Source organism: Phycisphaerae bacterium, assembly GCA_017999985.1.
Classification (GTDB): domain Bacteria; phylum Planctomycetota; class Phycisphaerae; order UBA1845; family Fen-1342; genus JAGNKU01.
In genome coordinates this window covers 134,579-150,213 of record JAGNKU010000004.1, presented here as the reverse complement: position 1 = coordinate 150,213, position 15,635 = coordinate 134,579, and the positions used below count along the sequence as shown (strand labels likewise).

At 68.0% G+C, this 15,635-nt stretch carries 18 protein-coding genes; 8 read left to right on the top strand and 10 right to left on the bottom strand.

Going from position 1 to position 15,635, the window contains the following annotated elements; translation table 11 throughout:
- Positions 1–2 precede the first annotated feature (2 nt).
- Complete coding sequence (locus tag KA383_07145; GenBank protein ID MBP7745895.1) at positions 3–422, bottom strand: hypothetical protein; 420 nt, start codon at positions 420–422, stop codon at positions 3–5.
- 242 nt (positions 423–664) lie between these two features.
- Between KA383_07145 and queF the strand changes: the two genes are divergently transcribed.
- Positions 665–1,036: an NADPH-dependent 7-cyano-7-deazaguanine reductase QueF gene (gene queF / locus KA383_07140; GenBank protein MBP7745894.1), complete on the top strand. Its 372-nt coding sequence runs from the start codon at positions 665–667 to the stop codon at positions 1,034–1,036.
- A gap of 102 nt (positions 1,037–1,138) precedes the next feature.
- Here queF and KA383_07135 read toward each other — a convergent pair whose 3' ends face one another.
- Both KA383_07135 and KA383_07130 read right to left on the bottom strand, forming a co-directional pair.
- Positions 1,139–1,687 carry a DUF2179 domain-containing protein gene (locus tag KA383_07135; GenBank protein ID MBP7745893.1) on the bottom strand — a complete coding sequence of 183 codons (549 nt, stop codon included), beginning with the start codon at positions 1,685–1,687 and terminating at the stop codon, positions 1,139–1,141.
- A 12-nt stretch (positions 1,688–1,699) separates the two neighbouring features.
- A complete protein-coding gene (locus KA383_07130) occupies positions 1,700–2,260 on the bottom strand; it encodes an inorganic diphosphatase (GenBank protein ID MBP7745892.1) in 561 nt (186 codons plus the stop codon).
- Positions 2,261–2,480: 220 nt separating this feature from the next.
- Between KA383_07130 and KA383_07125 the strand changes: the two genes are divergently transcribed.
- On the top strand, positions 2,481–3,035 hold the full coding sequence (locus tag KA383_07125; protein ID MBP7745891.1) for an elongation factor P: 555 nt from the start codon (positions 2,481–2,483) through the stop codon (positions 3,033–3,035).
- A gap of 66 nt (positions 3,036–3,101) precedes the next feature.
- Here the strand turns inward: KA383_07125 and KA383_07120 are convergent, their stop codons facing one another.
- Positions 3,102–3,668 (bottom strand): hypothetical protein, encoded by a 567-nt coding sequence (locus tag KA383_07120; GenBank protein ID MBP7745890.1) that lies wholly within the window; start codon positions 3,666–3,668, stop codon positions 3,102–3,104.
- Positions 3,669–3,792: 124 nt separating this feature from the next.
- Positions 3,793–4,398, bottom strand: coding sequence for a hypothetical protein (locus KA383_07115; protein MBP7745889.1), 606 nt, complete (start codon positions 4,396–4,398; stop codon positions 3,793–3,795).
- A 146-nt stretch (positions 4,399–4,544) separates the two neighbouring features.
- Here KA383_07115 and KA383_07110 point away from each other — a divergent pair, with 146 nt between their 5' ends.
- Positions 4,545–6,749 (top strand): S9 family peptidase, encoded by a 2,205-nt coding sequence (locus KA383_07110; protein ID MBP7745888.1) that lies wholly within the window; start codon positions 4,545–4,547, stop codon positions 6,747–6,749.
- Between the two features lie 20 nt (positions 6,750–6,769).
- Here the strand turns inward: KA383_07110 and KA383_07105 are convergent, their stop codons facing one another.
- Positions 6,770–7,768: a bifunctional oligoribonuclease/PAP phosphatase NrnA gene (locus KA383_07105; protein MBP7745887.1), complete on the bottom strand. Its 999-nt coding sequence runs from the start codon at positions 7,766–7,768 to the stop codon at positions 6,770–6,772.
- 54 nt (positions 7,769–7,822) lie between these two features.
- On the opposite strand from KA383_07105, the gene KA383_07100 reads away from it, so the two are divergent.
- Together KA383_07100 and KA383_07095 are read left to right on the top strand one after the other, a co-directional pair.
- On the top strand, positions 7,823–8,923 hold the full coding sequence (locus KA383_07100; GenBank protein MBP7745886.1) for a DUF89 family protein: 1,101 nt from the start codon (positions 7,823–7,825) through the stop codon (positions 8,921–8,923).
- A gap of 48 nt (positions 8,924–8,971) precedes the next feature.
- On the top strand, positions 8,972–9,310 hold the full coding sequence (locus KA383_07095) for a YbjQ family protein (protein MBP7745885.1): 339 nt from the start codon (positions 8,972–8,974) through the stop codon (positions 9,308–9,310).
- A gap of 8 nt (positions 9,311–9,318) precedes the next feature.
- Here the strand turns inward: KA383_07095 and KA383_07090 are convergent, their stop codons facing one another.
- From KA383_07090 to KA383_07080, 3 genes are all read right to left on the bottom strand, one after another.
- Positions 9,319–9,882: a hypothetical protein gene (locus KA383_07090; GenBank protein ID MBP7745884.1), complete on the bottom strand. Its 564-nt coding sequence runs from the start codon at positions 9,880–9,882 to the stop codon at positions 9,319–9,321.
- A 20-nt stretch (positions 9,883–9,902) separates the two neighbouring features.
- Positions 9,903–10,499: a hypothetical protein gene (locus KA383_07085; protein ID MBP7745883.1), complete on the bottom strand. Its 597-nt coding sequence runs from the start codon at positions 10,497–10,499 to the stop codon at positions 9,903–9,905.
- Positions 10,500–10,623: 124 nt separating this feature from the next.
- Entirely contained in the window at positions 10,624–11,049 is a 426-nt protein-coding gene (locus KA383_07080) for a hypothetical protein (protein MBP7745882.1), read from the bottom strand.
- A 703-nt stretch (positions 11,050–11,752) separates the two neighbouring features.
- Between KA383_07080 and KA383_07075 the strand changes: the two genes are divergently transcribed.
- Genes KA383_07075 through KA383_07065 form a run of 3 tightly spaced genes read left to right on the top strand, consistent with a single transcriptional unit; the run spans position 11,753 to position 14,360 of the window.
- Positions 11,753–12,898 carry a TIM barrel protein gene (locus KA383_07075; GenBank protein MBP7745881.1) on the top strand — a complete coding sequence of 382 codons (1,146 nt, stop codon included), beginning with the start codon at positions 11,753–11,755 and terminating at the stop codon, positions 12,896–12,898.
- A gap of 50 nt (positions 12,899–12,948) precedes the next feature.
- Positions 12,949–13,659 carry a hypothetical protein gene (locus tag KA383_07070; GenBank protein ID MBP7745880.1) on the top strand — a complete coding sequence of 237 codons (711 nt, stop codon included), beginning with the start codon at positions 12,949–12,951 and terminating at the stop codon, positions 13,657–13,659.
- A complete protein-coding gene (locus KA383_07065; protein ID MBP7745879.1) occupies positions 13,647–14,360 on the top strand; it encodes a histidine phosphatase family protein in 714 nt (237 codons plus the stop codon). The genes KA383_07070 and KA383_07065 overlap by 13 nt, the downstream gene beginning before the upstream one ends.
- Here the strand turns inward: KA383_07065 and KA383_07060 are convergent.
- Complete coding sequence (locus KA383_07060; GenBank protein ID MBP7745878.1) at positions 14,351–15,625, bottom strand: imidazolonepropionase; 1,275 nt, start codon at positions 15,623–15,625, stop codon at positions 14,351–14,353. The genes KA383_07065 and KA383_07060 overlap by 10 nt on opposite strands.
- Positions 15,626–15,635: the final 10 nt, after the last annotated feature.

Here is a 15,635-nt window from a genome sequence, read left to right as displayed (position 1 = left end):
CCTCATCCGCCGGCTTGCTCCGACAGATACTCCGTCACCAGGTAATTATACGACACGGCCAGCGCCAGCGCTGCGAGCGCCGCCGCCCAGCCCCAGCCGCCCGTGGGCCAGCCGCCCATCAGGATCAGCCCGGCCACCAGGTCCACCACGCCCAACGCGACCAGCAGGATCACGCCGGCCCAATTCGAGCCGACCTCCAGGATCCGCTTGATGAACAGCCGCGCGCCCCACGGCAGGCCGACGGCGATGATGATCCACACCGCCGTGCGCCAGATGCCGCTCCAGATCGCGCCGCGGCCCTCCGGTCCCATGCGCCACAAGGCCACGCCGGCGAGGACGATGAGCCCGAGTGCAATGTACCCGAGCACCCTTTCGCCCAGCCGCCCGAGCAGGCCGCCGCCACCGCCGCCGATCGTTTCCATCAGGTGTAAGTGTAATCCATACAACGGGTAGTGGAATTAGAAAAACGCACCGTTTCCGGAACGCGCCCGGGCCACACGCCGCGGGCCAACTGCGCCGCATGGAGAATTCGGGCGGACGCGATGCAGATTTCCAGGCCACCGGCGGTTTCGGCCGTGACCCGCTTGCGACCGGCGGCGATCCGGCTTATCAGACAGGCGGCGGTGGCCGGTGACCGGTGCCCCAGCGGATGCGGAGTGAGGCCATGGCGCAGCGCAAGAACTACGGTCTGGAGACGTTTGCCAACCCCAGTCCCCGGCGCGATTACACGATCCGGCATGTGGCGCCGGAGTTCACGAGCCGCTGCCCCGTCACGGGGCAGCCGGATTTCGGCACGGTCGTGATCGAGTATGTTCCCGACCGGTTGTGCGTGGAACTCAAGAGCCTGAAGCTTTACCTGCAGGGCTTCCGCGAGGAGGGCATCTTCTACGAGGCGGTCACGAACCGGATTCTCGACGAGCTGGTCGCCGTCTTGCACCCGCGCTGGATGCGCATCGAGACGGACTGGAACCCCCGCGGCGGCCTGCGCTCGGTCATCACCGCGGAGCATGTGCAGAAGCGGACTCGACGCCGGTAGGTCCGGCACGCGGCCACGGCTTGGTTGCGCCAAACCGTGCCACCCGCGCCGGAGCACGTGCAGTGACGGCCCGCGCGCCGCTGCTGCCGCCGTGTCCGCCAGTTACTTCTTCTTGAACACCGCCCGCCAGCCGGTGGGCTGGCTCGCCTGCACCATCTGCGACGACGCGAACCGCACGTCGTCCACCATGTAGTAGCACGCCGGGTCCAGCCCCCGCGCCTGCGTGATCACGTTGCTGGCCGACCGGCGTTCCACCTCGATGAACAGCTGCTGCACCGGACCGTCACGCCCGTAACCGTCGAACTGCGTCACGCGCAGCCCCGCTTCGCGCAGCGCCACCGCGAGCTCCGGTCCCTGTCGGCTGAAAATCCGCACCACCTGCCGACCCATCGCCAGGCGCGCCTCGATCGTCATCCCCACCCAGTTCCCCAGCGCGAAGCCCAGCGCGTAGGCCAGGGCATAGGCCGGCTGGCGGATTTCGCTGATCACGCGCGAGACGACGAACACCCAGATCAGCACCTCGAAGAACCCGAGCACCAGCGCCAGTGATCGGCGGCCCTGCACGACGTTGATCGTCCGGATCGTCCCGATCGAGACGTCGGCGATGCGCGCCAGCACGATCAGCCCGCACGTGAGCAGCACGGTGACCATGTCAACTCCTCGTCAGCCCAACTGGCTCTTCGCCCGGCGGGCCAGCTCCGCCATGAACCGGTCCACCGACGCGTGCACCTCCGTGCTGGCCGCGGTGGCGTTGTCCCAGCCCTCGGTGATGATCGTCACGCCCTCGAGCAGCTTGTAGCTGGCAAAGAAGTGCTCGACTTCGCGCAGGTAGTGCTTCGGCACGTCGGGGAGATCCCTGATCTCCGCGAACAGCGGATCGGAGCTCGGCACCGCGAGCACCTTGTAGTCGTGCTGCCCGCGGTCGATCATCCGGAACAGTCCCACGACGCGGGCCTGGATCAGGCAGCCGCTGAACGTTGGCTCGTTCACCATCACCAGCACGTCCAGGTTGTCGCCGTCCTCGGCCAGCGTCTGCGGGATGAACCCGTAGTCGCCGGGGTAGTGGCTCGACGAGTACAGGTAGCGGTCCAGCCGGATCAGCCCCGTCGCCTGATCGACCTCGAACTTGCTCCGCCGGCCTTTGGGAATTTCCACGATGACATTCACCGCGGACGGCAAGTGCGTCCCGGCCGGCACCTTGGCATAGACTCCACGATCGATCATCGCACGTTACCTCTGCTGGGGCGCTGTGTGGCTCAAACTAGGGGCCGGGACCGCGGGCGTCAAACCTCCCCGCATCGGCCCGTGCAGGGGCCGCGTGGCAACCCGGCAGCGGGCTGCCGGTGGGGTCGATCCGGCCGCCCCGCGTTCGCGGCTGGGGGGTCCCTCCGACCCCGGGATACGGTATAATAGGCGCAGCCACTCGCATGTCGGAGAGCACGTCATGAACATCCCTCTCAAGCGTGGCATGTTGATCCGTCATCAGAACCATGTCTACTCGGTGACCGATTTCCAGGAGCGGCACACGGGCAAGCAGCGGCCTACGGTGCACGTGTCGCTGCGCGACGTGCGCGACGGCCACCCGGTGGACCGCACGCTGGCGGACCTGGAGCCGATCGAAGAGGTCTCGCACGCCATGCGCGCGATGCAATACCTCTACGCGAAGGGCGGGGCCTACGTCTTCATGGACAGCGCGACGTTCGAGGAGCACGCGCTGAGCGGCGTGCAGTTGCACGGCTGTGAACCGTTCCTGAAGGAGGGCGAAGAGTATCGCGTCATGTTCGTCGACGACCGCCCGCTCGCGCTGGAAATGCCCGAGATCATCCGCCTGGCCGTGGCCGAAACCGCGGCGCCGTCGCATTCGGTCGGCAATGCCGGCAGCGTCCTGAAGGAAGCGACGCTCGAGAACCACCTGGTGGTGCGCGTGCCGCTGTTCATCAAGATGGGCGACACGATCCGCGTCGACACGCGCACCCGCACCTACGTCGGGAAGGAATAGCACACATCCGCACGACCCGCGCGCGTGTCCCGGGCGCGGCTGGATTGCGGCGGCGCCCCGGCGCGCTTACTTGCGGCGGCTCGTGCCCTTCATCTCCGCGCACTTCGTGAGCTTCAGGCTGTCCCACTGCGTGTGCTCCCACTCCATCGTGTCGGGGTCGGTGAACGTCGCCGTGCCCACGCTCCAGCCGGTCTGGCCGCCATAGTTGGTCTTGACGGTCATGTGCCAGGTCTGCTGCGCCTCGTCGTACGTCGCCGTGCCGGACCCGCCGCCGCCGAAATTGTCGAAAAAGTCCAGGCGGTACTTGCCGGTGCTCGCGTCCCAGGACCAGATGCAGAGGCCGGCGTACTTCGTCTCTGCGGTCCCCATGGTGTCTTCGAAACGTTCGACGAGCAGCCACTGGTTGGCCTCCCAGGTGACAGTGCTTGTGCCCGTGCTCTGCAGGGTCTCGCCGCTGCCCAGCAGCTTCATCTCCGACGTGCCTTCCCACGTGCCGACGAAAGCGTTGAGGCGGTCGAGCTCAGTCGGCCGCGGCGGCTGCACCATCATCTCATCCAGACGCGGCTGCTGACAGCCGGCGAGCGACAGGCACAGAGCAGCGCCGACGACAAGTGCGAATGACGTGCGAAGCATCTCAGGATCCTCCACTTGAGCGAACATGCGGCGCCGTCTCCGCGGCGCACCCGGCCTTACAAACCTGGGCATTCTGGCCCTCGATCGGCGGGATGTACAGCGCGCAACGCGGCGGGCAGCGCGGCTAGGGGCGCCGCTCGGGCCGGCGCGTGCCGGTGCGGACGCCGTAGATGGTCACCGGGATGATGCGCGGCTCGATGCCGCCGAAGAGTGTGCCCTGCACGGGCACCTTGGGCGCCGCCGCCACGAAGCCGTGCAGATCCTGGAAGTCCCAACTGGACCTGGCGACCGGCCGGCCGCGCGCGTCGTGCACGCGCGCCCCACACGCGTCCACGAGCGCCCGCGCGGCGAAGCGGTCGCACATCGCCTCCTTGCGGCGCGGATTGTGGCCGGCGGCCTTGACCAGGAAGTGGTACAGCTCGTGGAGGTAGACGAAGAGGGCGAGCTGGTACGCGTCCGGCAGCACCAGGCGATACGTCTCGCGCCACCAGTGCGTCCGGTTCGACTGCGAGCGGGCGATCTGCGTACTCAGCACGTACGGATAGGTGTTTCGCCGGCCGAGGTTTACGAAGATGCGCCCGTCGGTGTAGTAGCACGTGCCGGAGAAGGCCGCCCCGCGGCTGCAGCGCACCCGGACGGTGAGCCGGTCGTGCCGATAGGGCCAAGTGTGGCGGGTGTAGAGCCGCTCGAGTCGGGCGCTGTCCAGGTCAGTCGTGTTGGCGAAGTCCATCCAGGGCTCCACGCGCGGCGCCAGCATGAAAGCAAAAGCGGCGCCGGAACGCAACGGCAGGCAGGGCGGGCTTTCGTTCGCGTGCACGCCGGGTAGGATACGTCGCACGCCCGGGCGGGTGGTGGCGGGCGTGTGAGGAGATGCGCGTGGCCAGCAGTGCGGTTCGACGGGCAGCCTGGGGGCGCTGCGTTGCGGTATTGGCCCTGGCGGCGAGCGCCGGTCTGAGCGGTTGCGTAGCGCCGCGCGGCGGTCTGAAGCGCCTGACGCTGGAATCGGTCTACGGGCCGAACCCGGTCGATTTCAACGTGAGTCACGCGTGGGGGCTGACGTGGCTCGACGACGGGCGGCATTACCTCGAGTGGCGCGACGACGTGCTGCAGCAGGTGGACGCGGTCAGCGACGCCGCGCAGCCGGCGTACGACTCTGGCGCGCTGGAGAGGGCATTGCTGGCGCAGGGCGATTTCGACGCGGGGGCGGCGGCGCGCGGCGCGCGGCACCCGGCGCAGTTCAGCGCTGACCGCGGCCTGGCGCTGCTGGAGCACGCCCAGCGCTGGTATGCCTATCACTTCGCCCACGGCCAGCTGGTCCGTCTGACCGAGCAGCCCGGCGAGTGCCCCGAGCTGACGATCAGTCCCGACAACATGCACGTGGCCTTCGTCCGTGACAACAACCTGTACACGATCGACACGACGACCGCGGAGCAGAAGCAGCTCACGCAGGATGGCAGCCCCACGCTGCTCAACGGCGTACTGGACTGGGTGTACCAGGAAGAGCTGTATGGCCGCGGCAACTGGCGGGCGTACTGGTGGTCCGAGGACGGCGGCCACCTGGCGTACCTGCAGCTCGATGAGAGCGAGGTGCCGGTCTACCCGCTGGTGGACTATGTGCCCATCCGGCCGAAAGTCCAGGAGCTGCGCTATCCGAAGGCGGGGGACCCGAATCCGCGCGTGCGCCTGGGAATCGTGCCCACCACCGGCGGCGCGACGACCTGGGTCGATCTCGCGGCGTACGAAGGCACCGACATCCTCATCTCCGGCGTGTCGTGGTCGCCGGACGGGCGGGTGGTGTTCGCGGTGCAGGACCGGGAGCAGCGCTGGTTGCACCTGGATGCCGCCGGCGTGGAGCCCGGGACGACGCAGACCCTCGTGGTCGAGAACTCGCCCGCGTGGGTGGAGTACTACGGACCGCCGCATTGGCTGAAGGACGGCACGTTTGTCTGGCGCAACACGCAGGACGGGTGGGCGCATCTCTATCACTACGCAGCGGATGGAACGCTCCTCGGACGCGTGACGTCCGGCGCGTGGGAGGTCCGCGCGCTGCATGGCGTCGATGAAGTAAACGGCTGGGTCTATTTTTCCGGCACGCGCGATAGCCACGTCGAGTCGCACGCGTATCGTGTCCGGCTAAACGGCAGTGGGCTGGAACGGCTAACCACGCCGGGCTTCAGCCATGGCGTAAACTTCGACCCGCAATTCCGGTACTTCTTCGATACGTTCAGCAGCATCACGGCGCCGACGCAGGTGCACCTACGGCGTGCCAACGGCGAGCTGGAGCGGGTCATCAGCGCCAATGAGGTGCCGGCCTTGCGCGAGTATCGCCTGAGCACGCCGGAGATGGTCACGGTGCCGACGCCGGCGGGCCACAATCTGCACGCGTGTATCCTGCGGCCGCCGGATTTCAATCGCAGCCGCAAGTATCCGGTGCTGACGCTGGTGTACGGCGGGCCGCACATGCCGATGGTCGAGAATCGCTGGGAGGCGGGGGACTACGCATTTCATCAGTGGCTGGCGCAGCAGGGCTACATCATCTGGGCGGTGGATCCCCATTCAGCGGGCGGCGAAGGCGCGGTGAGCGCGTGGCACGCGTGGCAGAAGCTGGGCGTGGTGGAGCTGGCCGACCTGGAAGAGAGCCTGCGCTGGCTGGCCGCGCATGAATGCGCGGACCTGACGCGCGTCGGGATCGTCGGGCACAGCTACGGCGGCTTCATGGCGGCGTTCGCGCTGACGCACAGCCAGATGTTCAAGATGGGGATCGCGGGCTCGGCCCTGCTGGATTGGCGCAACTACGATTCGGTCTACGCCGAGCGGCTCATGCGCATGCCCGAGCACAACATCGAGGGCTATCTGGCGTCGTCGGCGGTGACGGCGGCGGGGACGCTGCACGGGCGGCTGCTGCTGGTGCACGGCGCGGTGGACGACAACGTGCACCTGACGAACGTCTGGCAGTTCATCGAGGCGGCGCGGGGGCCGAACCGGCAGTTTGACCTGATGATCTACCCCTCCGACGGGCACGGCGTGGGCGGGGCGCACTGGGACACGCTGCAGCTCAACTTTATCCTGGAGAACCTGTAGCCCGCGCGCCGTCCGGGCGGCTAGGTGCGGAGCGCGGCCGCGGTCGCGGCGGTGACGCGCGCGACAACCTCGTCCCAGGACCCGTGCGGGCGGGCGCCCGCGGCGCGCTGGTGACCGCCGCCGCCGAACTGGGCGGCAAGCGCGGCAACGTCCAGCGTCTGCTTGCTGCGGAAGTTGACGCGCACGCTGCCGTCGGGCTCCTCGGTGAACAGCACGGTGGCCTCGATGCCGTTCAGGCGCCCGGCTTCGTTCACGATGTCCTCCGTCATGGTGCCGTCGGCGCCGGCGGCGGCGAAATCGGCCTGACGGAGCTTGAGCACGGCGAGCTTGTCGTTTGCCAGTAGCTCGAGCGACAGCAGCATCCGCCCGATCAGGCGCAGCTTGCCGGGGGAGTCTTGCTCGTAGATGGCGCGATAGATGTCGTTAATCGAAGGAACGGCGACGGCGAGTCGGGCCGCCATGTTCAACAGGCGTGCATCGGTATTGGCGAAACGGAACCAGCCGCAATCGGTCGCCAGCCCCGTCAGCAGCGCGCGGGCCGTCGGCGGTTCGATCGGCAGGCCGACCGTCTCCATCCACTCAGCGACCAGGAGGCACACGGCGCCGGCGGATTCGTCGCACAACAGCAGGTCGCCGGCGCGCTGCCCGAGCACGTCGCGGGTGGGATGGTGATCGATTACCAGCGTCCGCGGCGCCGTCCGGAGATAGTCCGCGACCGGCTCGAGCTGCGACCAGGCGCAGGTGTCGAGGACCACCACGGCGTCACACTCAGCGACCAGGCGCGCCCGCTCGGACGCCCAGAGTTGCCAGCAGATGTCTCGGGCGAGCAGCGCATAGCGTGACGGGAGCGGCTCGTACAGCGCCGGCCGCGGGTTGAGGTCGAGGGCGCGCAGCGCATAGGTCATGGCCGCCATGGCACCGAGCGCGTCGCCGTCGGGCCGCCGATGCGTCAAGAGCAATGGCTGCCGGCAGCCTGCCAGCCAGGTGCGCACGTTGTGATATGCTTCCGGAGCGATCATGATGCGGCAGATTGTATGCGCCCGACACGGCGATGACAGCCGCCCGGAGGACGAATGGCCGACCTGCGACAACTGGCGGACCCGGCGGGGTATCGCCGCTGTGACTGGGACCTGGCGACGGATGCGGCGGGCCGCGCGCGATGGCAGGCGCTCTTCCGCTGGCACCTGGACGACGTGCTGATTCCACTGATTCAGGAGGAGTATGCGCCGCCGGCGGAGCGCCTGGCGGCCGTGCGGCGCGACTACCTGGCGGCGTATGCGGCGCTGGATGGGACCACGCAACCCGGCGGGCCGCTCGACATCGTGGTCTTCACGGAACTGCGCCGGGCCGCGCTGTGTCGTTATGGCTTCGACGATCCGTTCGCGGGCGTCAAGCAGCGGGAGAATGACACGGCGCTGCGGCTGCTGCCGGATGTGCTGGCCGAGTTGGACGGGGCCGCGCCGGCCCAGCGCCAGGAACTGCTGGTGCAGGGCCTGATGGCGGGAAACATCTTTGACCTGGGATCCGCCGCGACGATTCAGCGGCACCGTGCTGGCACGACGGCGTTTGGACACGCGCGCGCGTCGCAGCCCGCGCGGCCGTGGCTAATCGATGACGTGGCGGCGTGGTGGCGGCGCTGGAGCGCTGCGCCGGCGTACAGGCACGTCGTGTTCTTCGTGGACAACGCCGGCAGTGACATCGTGCTGGGCTGTGTGCCGCTGGCGCGGTGGCTGGTGCAGGCCGGAGCACGGGTGACGCTGGCGGCGAACAGCGCGCCGGCGCTGAACGACGTCACCGCCGCGGAGCTGGTGCCGCTGCTGGAACGCTGCGCGGCACTGGACGGCGCGCTGCAGGCGGCCCTGACCGGCGGCCGGCTGGGCGTGGTCGCGACGGGCAGTGCGGTGCCGTTGATCGACCTGGCGGCGCTGTCGGAGGAGTTCGTGGCGGCCAGCGCGGATGCCGACCTGCTCATTCTGCACGGCATGGGCCGGGCGATCGAGAGCAACTTCCACGCCCGCTTCACGTGTGACACGCTGTGGTCGGCGGTGCTCAAGGACGAGGCTGTGGCGGCGCGCGTTGGCGGCAAGCTGTTCGATTGCGTGTTTCGCTTCGTGCCGGCCGAGCGCAGCGCTGCGCACGGTGGCACTCGCACGCACGGTCACGCGTCGCTATAGTTGCGCTTGGCACACGAGCCGCGGGTGGCGTGGCGCGGAGGACGTGCAATGTCGATTCCCGTTACGACGACCTTCGTCATCGAAGGCTACCGCATCAAGAGCTACCTGGGCGTCGTGCGCGGCATCATCGTCCGGGCCCCGACGATCCCGCAGGGCATCCTGGGCGGGCTCAAGTCCATTGTCGGCGGTCGCATCGGGGCTTACACGGAGATGTGCGAGCAGGCGCGGCAGCAGGCCTACGACCTGCTGATCGATCACGCCGTCGCACTCGGCGCAAACGCCGTTGTCGGTCTGCGCTACGATGCGTCCGAGATCGCCAGCCGCGCGAGCGCGACCGAGGTGCTCTGCTACGGCACAGCGGTCGTGATTGAGCCGGAGACTGCGTAAGGGTCACGTCACGTGCCGTCGCGGCGGCGAGGCTTCGCGCTGGGACCGGCCGGTAACGTCGGGCCGGCCGGCGGCAGCTTCTGGCGGGCCTTGTAGCGCTCGATGAACCAGCGCGGGTCGCGGCGGTATTCCGCGATGAGCCGCCATGTATACGGCCGGCCGCATTCGGGGCAGCGATAGTTGTCCGGCAAGCCCGACAGGTTGTACCCGCAGTGAATGCAGAATGGCTCGCGCCGCGCCCGCACCGCCCGCCGGATCACGTACCCTGTCAACGTGATGGCCAGTGCGCCGACCACAATCAGCAGCTTCACACCGAGTAACGCCATCACCCCGGCCAGGGGCGGAAAGATGACCGCACCGCCCAGCAGCAAAAGCAGCCCCGCCGCCGGCAGCAGGTAGACCCACCGATAGCCCACGTGCCGCACGAGATCCTGCCAACCTGGCGTCCACCACACGAGCGGCTGGGCGGGCTCTCCCCGCAGGTCGCTGGGCGTCGCGACCACCGGCGGCGGCAACCGGGCCTCGAGCGGCCGGTCATCGTCGTCGTCGGGATGCATCGGGTCAGCCGACATGCGGGCCCCGCGCGGCGCGGCTACTTCTTGCGCTTCATCTCAAACGTCTTCACGCCACTCTGTCTGCCCTTGGCATAGGAAGCCCACTCCGCCCGCACGTGGTCGGCGTCGATGAACGTCAGCGTCAGATCGTGCATGTGCCCATCCTTCGCCGGATCGATGTTCGTCCCCCCGGCGAACTTGAAGACGAGCTTGTTCGGCGCGCCCGGCGGCTCAGCCCTCATGCGCGGCTGATTGCCGAGTGCGCAGTAATGTGTGAGAACGAGGTCCGGACCGTCGAGGTGGTACATCGTGACCATCTCGTGGGGTGTGCCGGGGAAAAGCGTCTCCTGTACGACTGAGCCTGCAGACGTCACGCGGTAGATGCACAGGGGCAGCACCGCATCGGCCGATGTATCCTTCTCAGCGGCGGCATCGACGGCGGCGATCCACTCACCGGCCAGTTGTTTGAGTTTTTCCCAACCGGGGTGCGGCGACGCGGGCGGTGCGGGTCGCTCGGTGCTGACTGGCGCGGGGGCACTGGCCGTCGGCGTCGGCGGACTCTGAGCGCGCGTCACGGCTACCTGGTGCAGGATGATCAGGGAACACAGCACAACCGCGTTCTGAGTTCGCAGCATCATTAGCTCCTTGGCGCGGCCGAGCTCGCCGCTCGGTTTTCGACCCAGCTATTTTATGGCTGGACGTCGCCACGGTGGCGAGCGTTCGACACCCGTTGTGATCCGGACTTCCTGATGGGACGCCTCAAGGCTTGGGTGCCGAACGAGCCTGGGACGAACCGCCGCGCTTTTCGGCGGGGTCGATCGCGTCCACCACGGCGTGGTCATCGGGGAAGCGCGCGCGGAGCGTGGGCAGCACGGCTGCCAGCGTTTCGCGCTCGAGCGGTTGCAGGCCGGGCGTGACGGCGTCCGGATTCGCGAGCCAGGCGGTCCACTTGGGCAGCGGCACGCGGATCTCACTGCCGACGGCCCAGCAGCGCACCGACGCCTCCTCGACCGGGCGCTCCGGGTTGGCGGAGACGTAGACCCCCGCGTCGTGCAAGATCCGCCACCAGAACGGGTTCTTGCGATTGGCGGCGGCCCAGGCCTCGACGTACAGGCGCGCGAAACGCGGCCGTTCGGACCAGTCGGCGTAGCAATTCCAGTGCAGCGGCGCGTTGCAGAAAGGCACCAGGGGATCCTTGGGCGGCAGAAAGTCGCCCGAAGTTCGGAAGAATGCGCCCAAGGCGTCGATCGGTTCCCCGCAGAGGGCACAGCGGAGTTCAGGAATCGGTGTGGCCATCGATCCAGTCCCCATTGGCTCGAATGATGCGTCAGATAAACATCGCAAGGGATCCGCAGGAGCTCATCGAGTTAGGAATTATACAGTCTCGCAGACTGCCGAAACGCCCTCGTGGCGTCAGGAAGGCCGATTCTCTGTCCGCATAAAAAGAGGGCACCGAGTGCCATGCGGCAGGCCCGGTGCTCTCCGGAGGGGAAAGAAGCGCCGGAAGTATATTTCCGGGTATGCCGGTGTCAACCGCTTTTTATCGGTCTATCGCATTTTTTTCGGACCCTGTTCCCGAGCGGACTCCGCGCCGGTCGCCGAATTGATCGTAAGTCATTTCTTTATAAACATTTGTGTTGATTTTGGCGCCGCCCCTGCGGTGGCTCGGATGCCGTCTGCCGTGCGTGGATTCGCGCATCGGCCAATATCCAGCCGATCGTTCGTTGACCCCGCGGCGTCCGCAGCCAGGGTGTGCCGCAGGCTTTTCCTTGACACACAATGGCAGTGGGGGTGAAGCTACGGCGAATCCCCGTGTGAGGTCGTGCGGCGCGCGGCGCTTGAGGCGCTGCGCGGCCTCGCGATCCTGCCAGCCCTGAGGAGGCCCGTGATGGCACTCGCCGATCTGCGTCCGCAAGCCACTCGCCGAAACCCCGAGGAACTGCTCAAGCATCTGCAGTCGTTTCAACTTGAGATGAAGTTCTCAGCGGGCATCTGGTTCTTCTCACCGCCGAACAGCCGCTTTCACGACAAGTACGGCGATGAGCAGTCGATCGAGCAACGTCTCGAGCGTGCGGCGTCGCTGGCGTCCCACGGGTTGCAGGGGCTGGAGGCGCACTACCCGAACGAGATCAACGAGGAGAACGTCGACCTTTGGCAGAAGTTCTGCGCCGATTCGCGGATCCGGCTGCTTACCGTGATCCCGTTGCTGTTCTGGGATGATCATTTCGAGTGGGGCTCGCTGTCGAGCCCGCTGGAGAAGCCGCGCAAGATGGCGATCGAACGGACGAAGCGGGCCTTTGCGCTCAACAAACGGTTGGACACCGATTTCGCCATCGTCTGGCCGGGCATTGATGGCTACGAGAATCCGTTCGGCGTCGATTTCGTGAGCATGCGGGCGCGTTTTGCGGATGGTCTGGCCGAGGCGCTGGACACGGTGCCGGGCGTGCGGATCGCATTCGAGCCGAAGCCGTACGAGCCGCGGGGCCACATTCTGTTCGGCACGACGCCGGAGGGGCTCATGCTCGGCCACATGGTCGAGGCGCGTCTGAAGCACGCGGAGAATCGCAAGCTGCTGGAGCAGGGGCATGCGCTGTGCTGCCTGAACCCGGAGATCGGGCACGTGCTCATGGGTTACGAGGACCTCGCGTACTCGTACAGTTGGCCGCTGTCGGAAGGGCGCCTGGCGCACACGCACTGCAATAGCCAGCCGCTGGGCAACTACGATCAGGACCTGAACGTGGGCGTGATCGGCCCGGAGCAGTTGGAGGCGTTCCTCTATACATTGAAGATGTACGGGTACCAGGGGTACTTCGGGATCGACATCAACCCGGAGCGCATGCCGGTCGAAACGGCGCTGCAGATCAGCATGGATGCCCTGCGGGCGGCCAACGACCGGATCAACGAAATGGACCACGAGGCGATCCTGTACGCCCAGATGCACCCGGACAAGACGCGCGGCTGGCTGGAGGCGTATCTGATCCGGGCACGGGCCTCGCACCCGGAGCGCCTGGCTCCGCTGGCGAAGCCGCACTAGCAGCAGGTGTCATGCGAGCTCATCCGCGCCGAAACATGTGCAGGTGCGGCGTGTGGATTGCGCTGGCGTGCGCGGCGCCGTTTGGCGACGGGTGCGCGCGTCCGCCGACCCGCGAGGCCGCAGCGGTGCCGGTGAGCACCGCCGGGCCGCGCGAGACGCTACAGGACCTGATGAAGCGGCGCGCGGACCGGCAATATCGCGCGCTGGTGGCGCAGATCGCGCCGCCGCACGGGGCGGACGTGGTCGAGCTGCTGCTGGCGGTGGACGATTTCCTGGGCACCAACGAGCAGCTGTGTCATTGGCTGCGTGAGCGCGTTGGCTTGGGCGTAGCGCAGACGGTTGACCAGGCGTACGTCGCGGATGATCTCGCGCTCTATGTCGGCGATGGGCTGGGGGTGTTCAGTCGGCGTGTCGAGCTGCTGGATGAAGCCGTGGACGGCGATGTCGCTGACGTCGCCTACATGCTGGAAGGGCGGTTGCCGGCGCGGCGGGCACGGCTGGTGCGGGTGGACGGCACCTGGCGGCTGGACCCCGGCCCCGGCTACTCCGCGCAACTCCCGGCCGCGTTTCGCGATCTGGCCCAGGGGCTGGGGCTGGTGCTCAAGGAACTCGAAGGCGGCCGGCCATCGGCCGATGAGATTCGGAGCAATCCGCTCGTGCTCATGGAAAAAGTGAAGGCACGATTGCGCCGCGGTGTCGGGCTGCTGTCCAGGGCCCGCGCGCCCGGCTCAGCCCCCGGCGCGGAGGGATCCGGCCCGTGAGCACTGTGCGACGGTTGTGGCTGGTCCGGCATGGACTGCCGGACTATCGCTGCCGGCAGCCGGGCGACGAGCTGCCCGGACCGCCGTTGTCGCCAACCGGGTGGGAGCAGGCCGCGCAGGCCGCCGCCGTGCTCGCGGATTCCGCGGCCGAGGCGATCTACGCGTCGCCGCTGGCCCGCACGCGGCAGACGGCCGAGTGCATCGGCGGGACGCTGCATGTGCCAGTGCGACTGGCCGGCGACCTGCGGGAGTGGCATCGCACGGAGCGCCTGTACGATGTTGCCAGCCGCCTGACGCGCTGGCTGGTGCGATGGCTACGTGGCCCGGAGATCGCGGCAGTCGTCGTGAGCCACGCCTCGCCGCTGCTGGCCATTCTGCGCTCCGCGTTGTACCTGCCGCACGTGGGCTGGCACCGCAGCGGGCAGCCGGACGTTCTGGAAGTCTCCAGCGGGGACCGCTTCGAGGTGACGATGGCGTCCGTGTTCGAGCTGGTCTTCGAGTCGCACTGCGTCACGGCGCGGTGCCGGTTTCATCCGGAGCCGCGCATCCTGCATTGCCTGCACGGCGCGCTGCGCCGGCGCCTGCTCCGGCCGGTGCCGGGCAGCGGCGAGAACTGGCTGGTGCGGCGGATGAATTGGCTGGCACTGGTGGGCGCGACTTCCGTGGAACTCCCACGCCCGGCGGACCGTGATTACAGGTAGTGCTCAGGGCGGCGATAGACGATGTGCCCGGACTTGACCACGCCACGCACGCGCGGGCGGCCGGGCGTGTAGAACCACGCTTCCAGCGAGGGAACGTCCAGGATCGTCAGGTCAGCCACGAAGCCGATTTCAATAGCGCCCGCATGGCGGTGGACGTCGAGTGCCGTGGCCGCGTTCGCCGTGCAGGCGGTCAGCACTTCGTTGGGCGTCATCCGCAACTGGCAGCAGGCGATGTTCATGATCCAGGGCAACGACTCGATCATGCAGGAGCCGGGATTGAAGTCGGTCGCCAGCGCGACGGGTAACCCGGCCGCGATCAGCCGGCGGGCGTCGCAATGCGGGATACCGAGGTAGAACGACGTGCCGGGCAGGACGACCGCGACGGCCCCCGTGGCCAACAGCGCCGCGATGCCGGCGTCATCGATGTGCTCCAGATGGTCAGCCGAGACCGCACGCAGCTCGCCGGCCAGGCGCGTGGCGCCGATCTGGGCCAGCTCGTCGGCATGCAGCTTCGGCCGCAGACCGGCCGCCGCGGCGCGCTCCAGCACCCGGCGGGCCTGCGCCGCGTCGAAGGCCCCGCGATCGCAGAAGACGTCGCAGAAGCGCGCGAGGCCGCGGCGCGCGATCTCGGCGAACAGTTGCGGGCTGGCGATGGTCTCGATGAACTCATCGGGCCGACCGTCGAAGTCATCCGGGAGCGCGTGGGCCCCGAGGTAGGTGGCTTCGAGCTCGATTGGCTGCTGGCGGCCAAGCTCCCGGATGGCTTCGAGCTGCTTCAGCTCGTGCTCAGGCGACAGGCCGTAGCCGCTCTTACATTCGATGCGCGTCACGCCGTTCTCGAGCATGCGGTGCAGGCGCGGCAGATTGGCGGAGACGAGCTCATCCAGGCTGGCGTTGCGGACGGCGCGGCACGTGCTGCGGATGCCGCCGCCGGACTCCATGATGGACAGGTAGGATTCGCCGGCCAAGCGCCGGACGAACTCGCCGCTGCGGTCACCGACGAACGGGATGTGCGTGTGGGGATCGATCAGGCCGGGGATGACGCAGCCGCCGCCGGCGGAAAGCTGCATGGCGCCTTCGTCGAGCGGGGCGTCGCGGGCGGGTCCGAACCAGGCGATGCGTCCATCGCGCACCAGGAGGGCGGCGTTGGGGATCATGGTGATCTGGCCCATGCGCGGGCCGGGCAGCGGTCCCGGCGGCACAACGGCCAGGGTGCCGATGCGGGTGATCAGTAACGATGTGGACTCGCGGCGTTCCGCGCTCATGCTCGCGTTC

What these genes read in the sequence shown, in the direction of transcription:
- KA383_07145 (MBP7745895.1), bottom strand. Translation starts at nt 422, where the DNA reads ATGGAAACGATCGGCGGCGGTGGCGGCGGCCTGCTCGGGCGGCTGGGC.
- queF (MBP7745894.1), top strand. Translation starts at nt 665, where the DNA reads ATGGCGCAGCGCAAGAACTACGGTCTGGAGACGTTTGCCAACCCCAGT.
- KA383_07135 (MBP7745893.1), bottom strand. Translation starts at nt 1,687, where the DNA reads ATGGTCACCGTGCTGCTCACGTGCGGGCTGATCGTGCTGGCGCGCATC.
- KA383_07130 (MBP7745892.1), bottom strand. Translation starts at nt 2,260, where the DNA reads ATGATCGATCGTGGAGTCTATGCCAAGGTGCCGGCCGGGACGCACTTG.
- KA383_07125 (MBP7745891.1), top strand. Translation starts at nt 2,481, where the DNA reads ATGAACATCCCTCTCAAGCGTGGCATGTTGATCCGTCATCAGAACCAT.
- KA383_07120 (MBP7745890.1), bottom strand. Translation starts at nt 3,668, where the DNA reads ATGCTTCGCACGTCATTCGCACTTGTCGTCGGCGCTGCTCTGTGCCTG.
- KA383_07115 (MBP7745889.1), bottom strand. Translation starts at nt 4,398, where the DNA reads ATGGACTTCGCCAACACGACTGACCTGGACAGCGCCCGACTCGAGCGG.
- KA383_07105 (MBP7745887.1), bottom strand. Translation starts at nt 7,768, where the DNA reads ATGATCGCTCCGGAAGCATATCACAACGTGCGCACCTGGCTGGCAGGC.
- KA383_07100 (MBP7745886.1), top strand. Translation starts at nt 7,823, where the DNA reads ATGGCCGACCTGCGACAACTGGCGGACCCGGCGGGGTATCGCCGCTGT.
- KA383_07095 (MBP7745885.1), top strand. Translation starts at nt 8,972, where the DNA reads ATGTCGATTCCCGTTACGACGACCTTCGTCATCGAAGGCTACCGCATC.
- KA383_07090 (MBP7745884.1), bottom strand. Translation starts at nt 9,882, where the DNA reads ATGTCGGCTGACCCGATGCATCCCGACGACGACGATGACCGGCCGCTC.
- KA383_07085 (MBP7745883.1), bottom strand. Translation starts at nt 10,499, where the DNA reads ATGCTGCGAACTCAGAACGCGGTTGTGCTGTGTTCCCTGATCATCCTG.
- KA383_07075 (MBP7745881.1), top strand. Translation starts at nt 11,753, where the DNA reads ATGGCACTCGCCGATCTGCGTCCGCAAGCCACTCGCCGAAACCCCGAG.
- KA383_07060 (MBP7745878.1), bottom strand. Translation starts at nt 15,625, where the DNA reads ATGAGCGCGGAACGCCGCGAGTCCACATCGTTACTGATCACCCGCATC.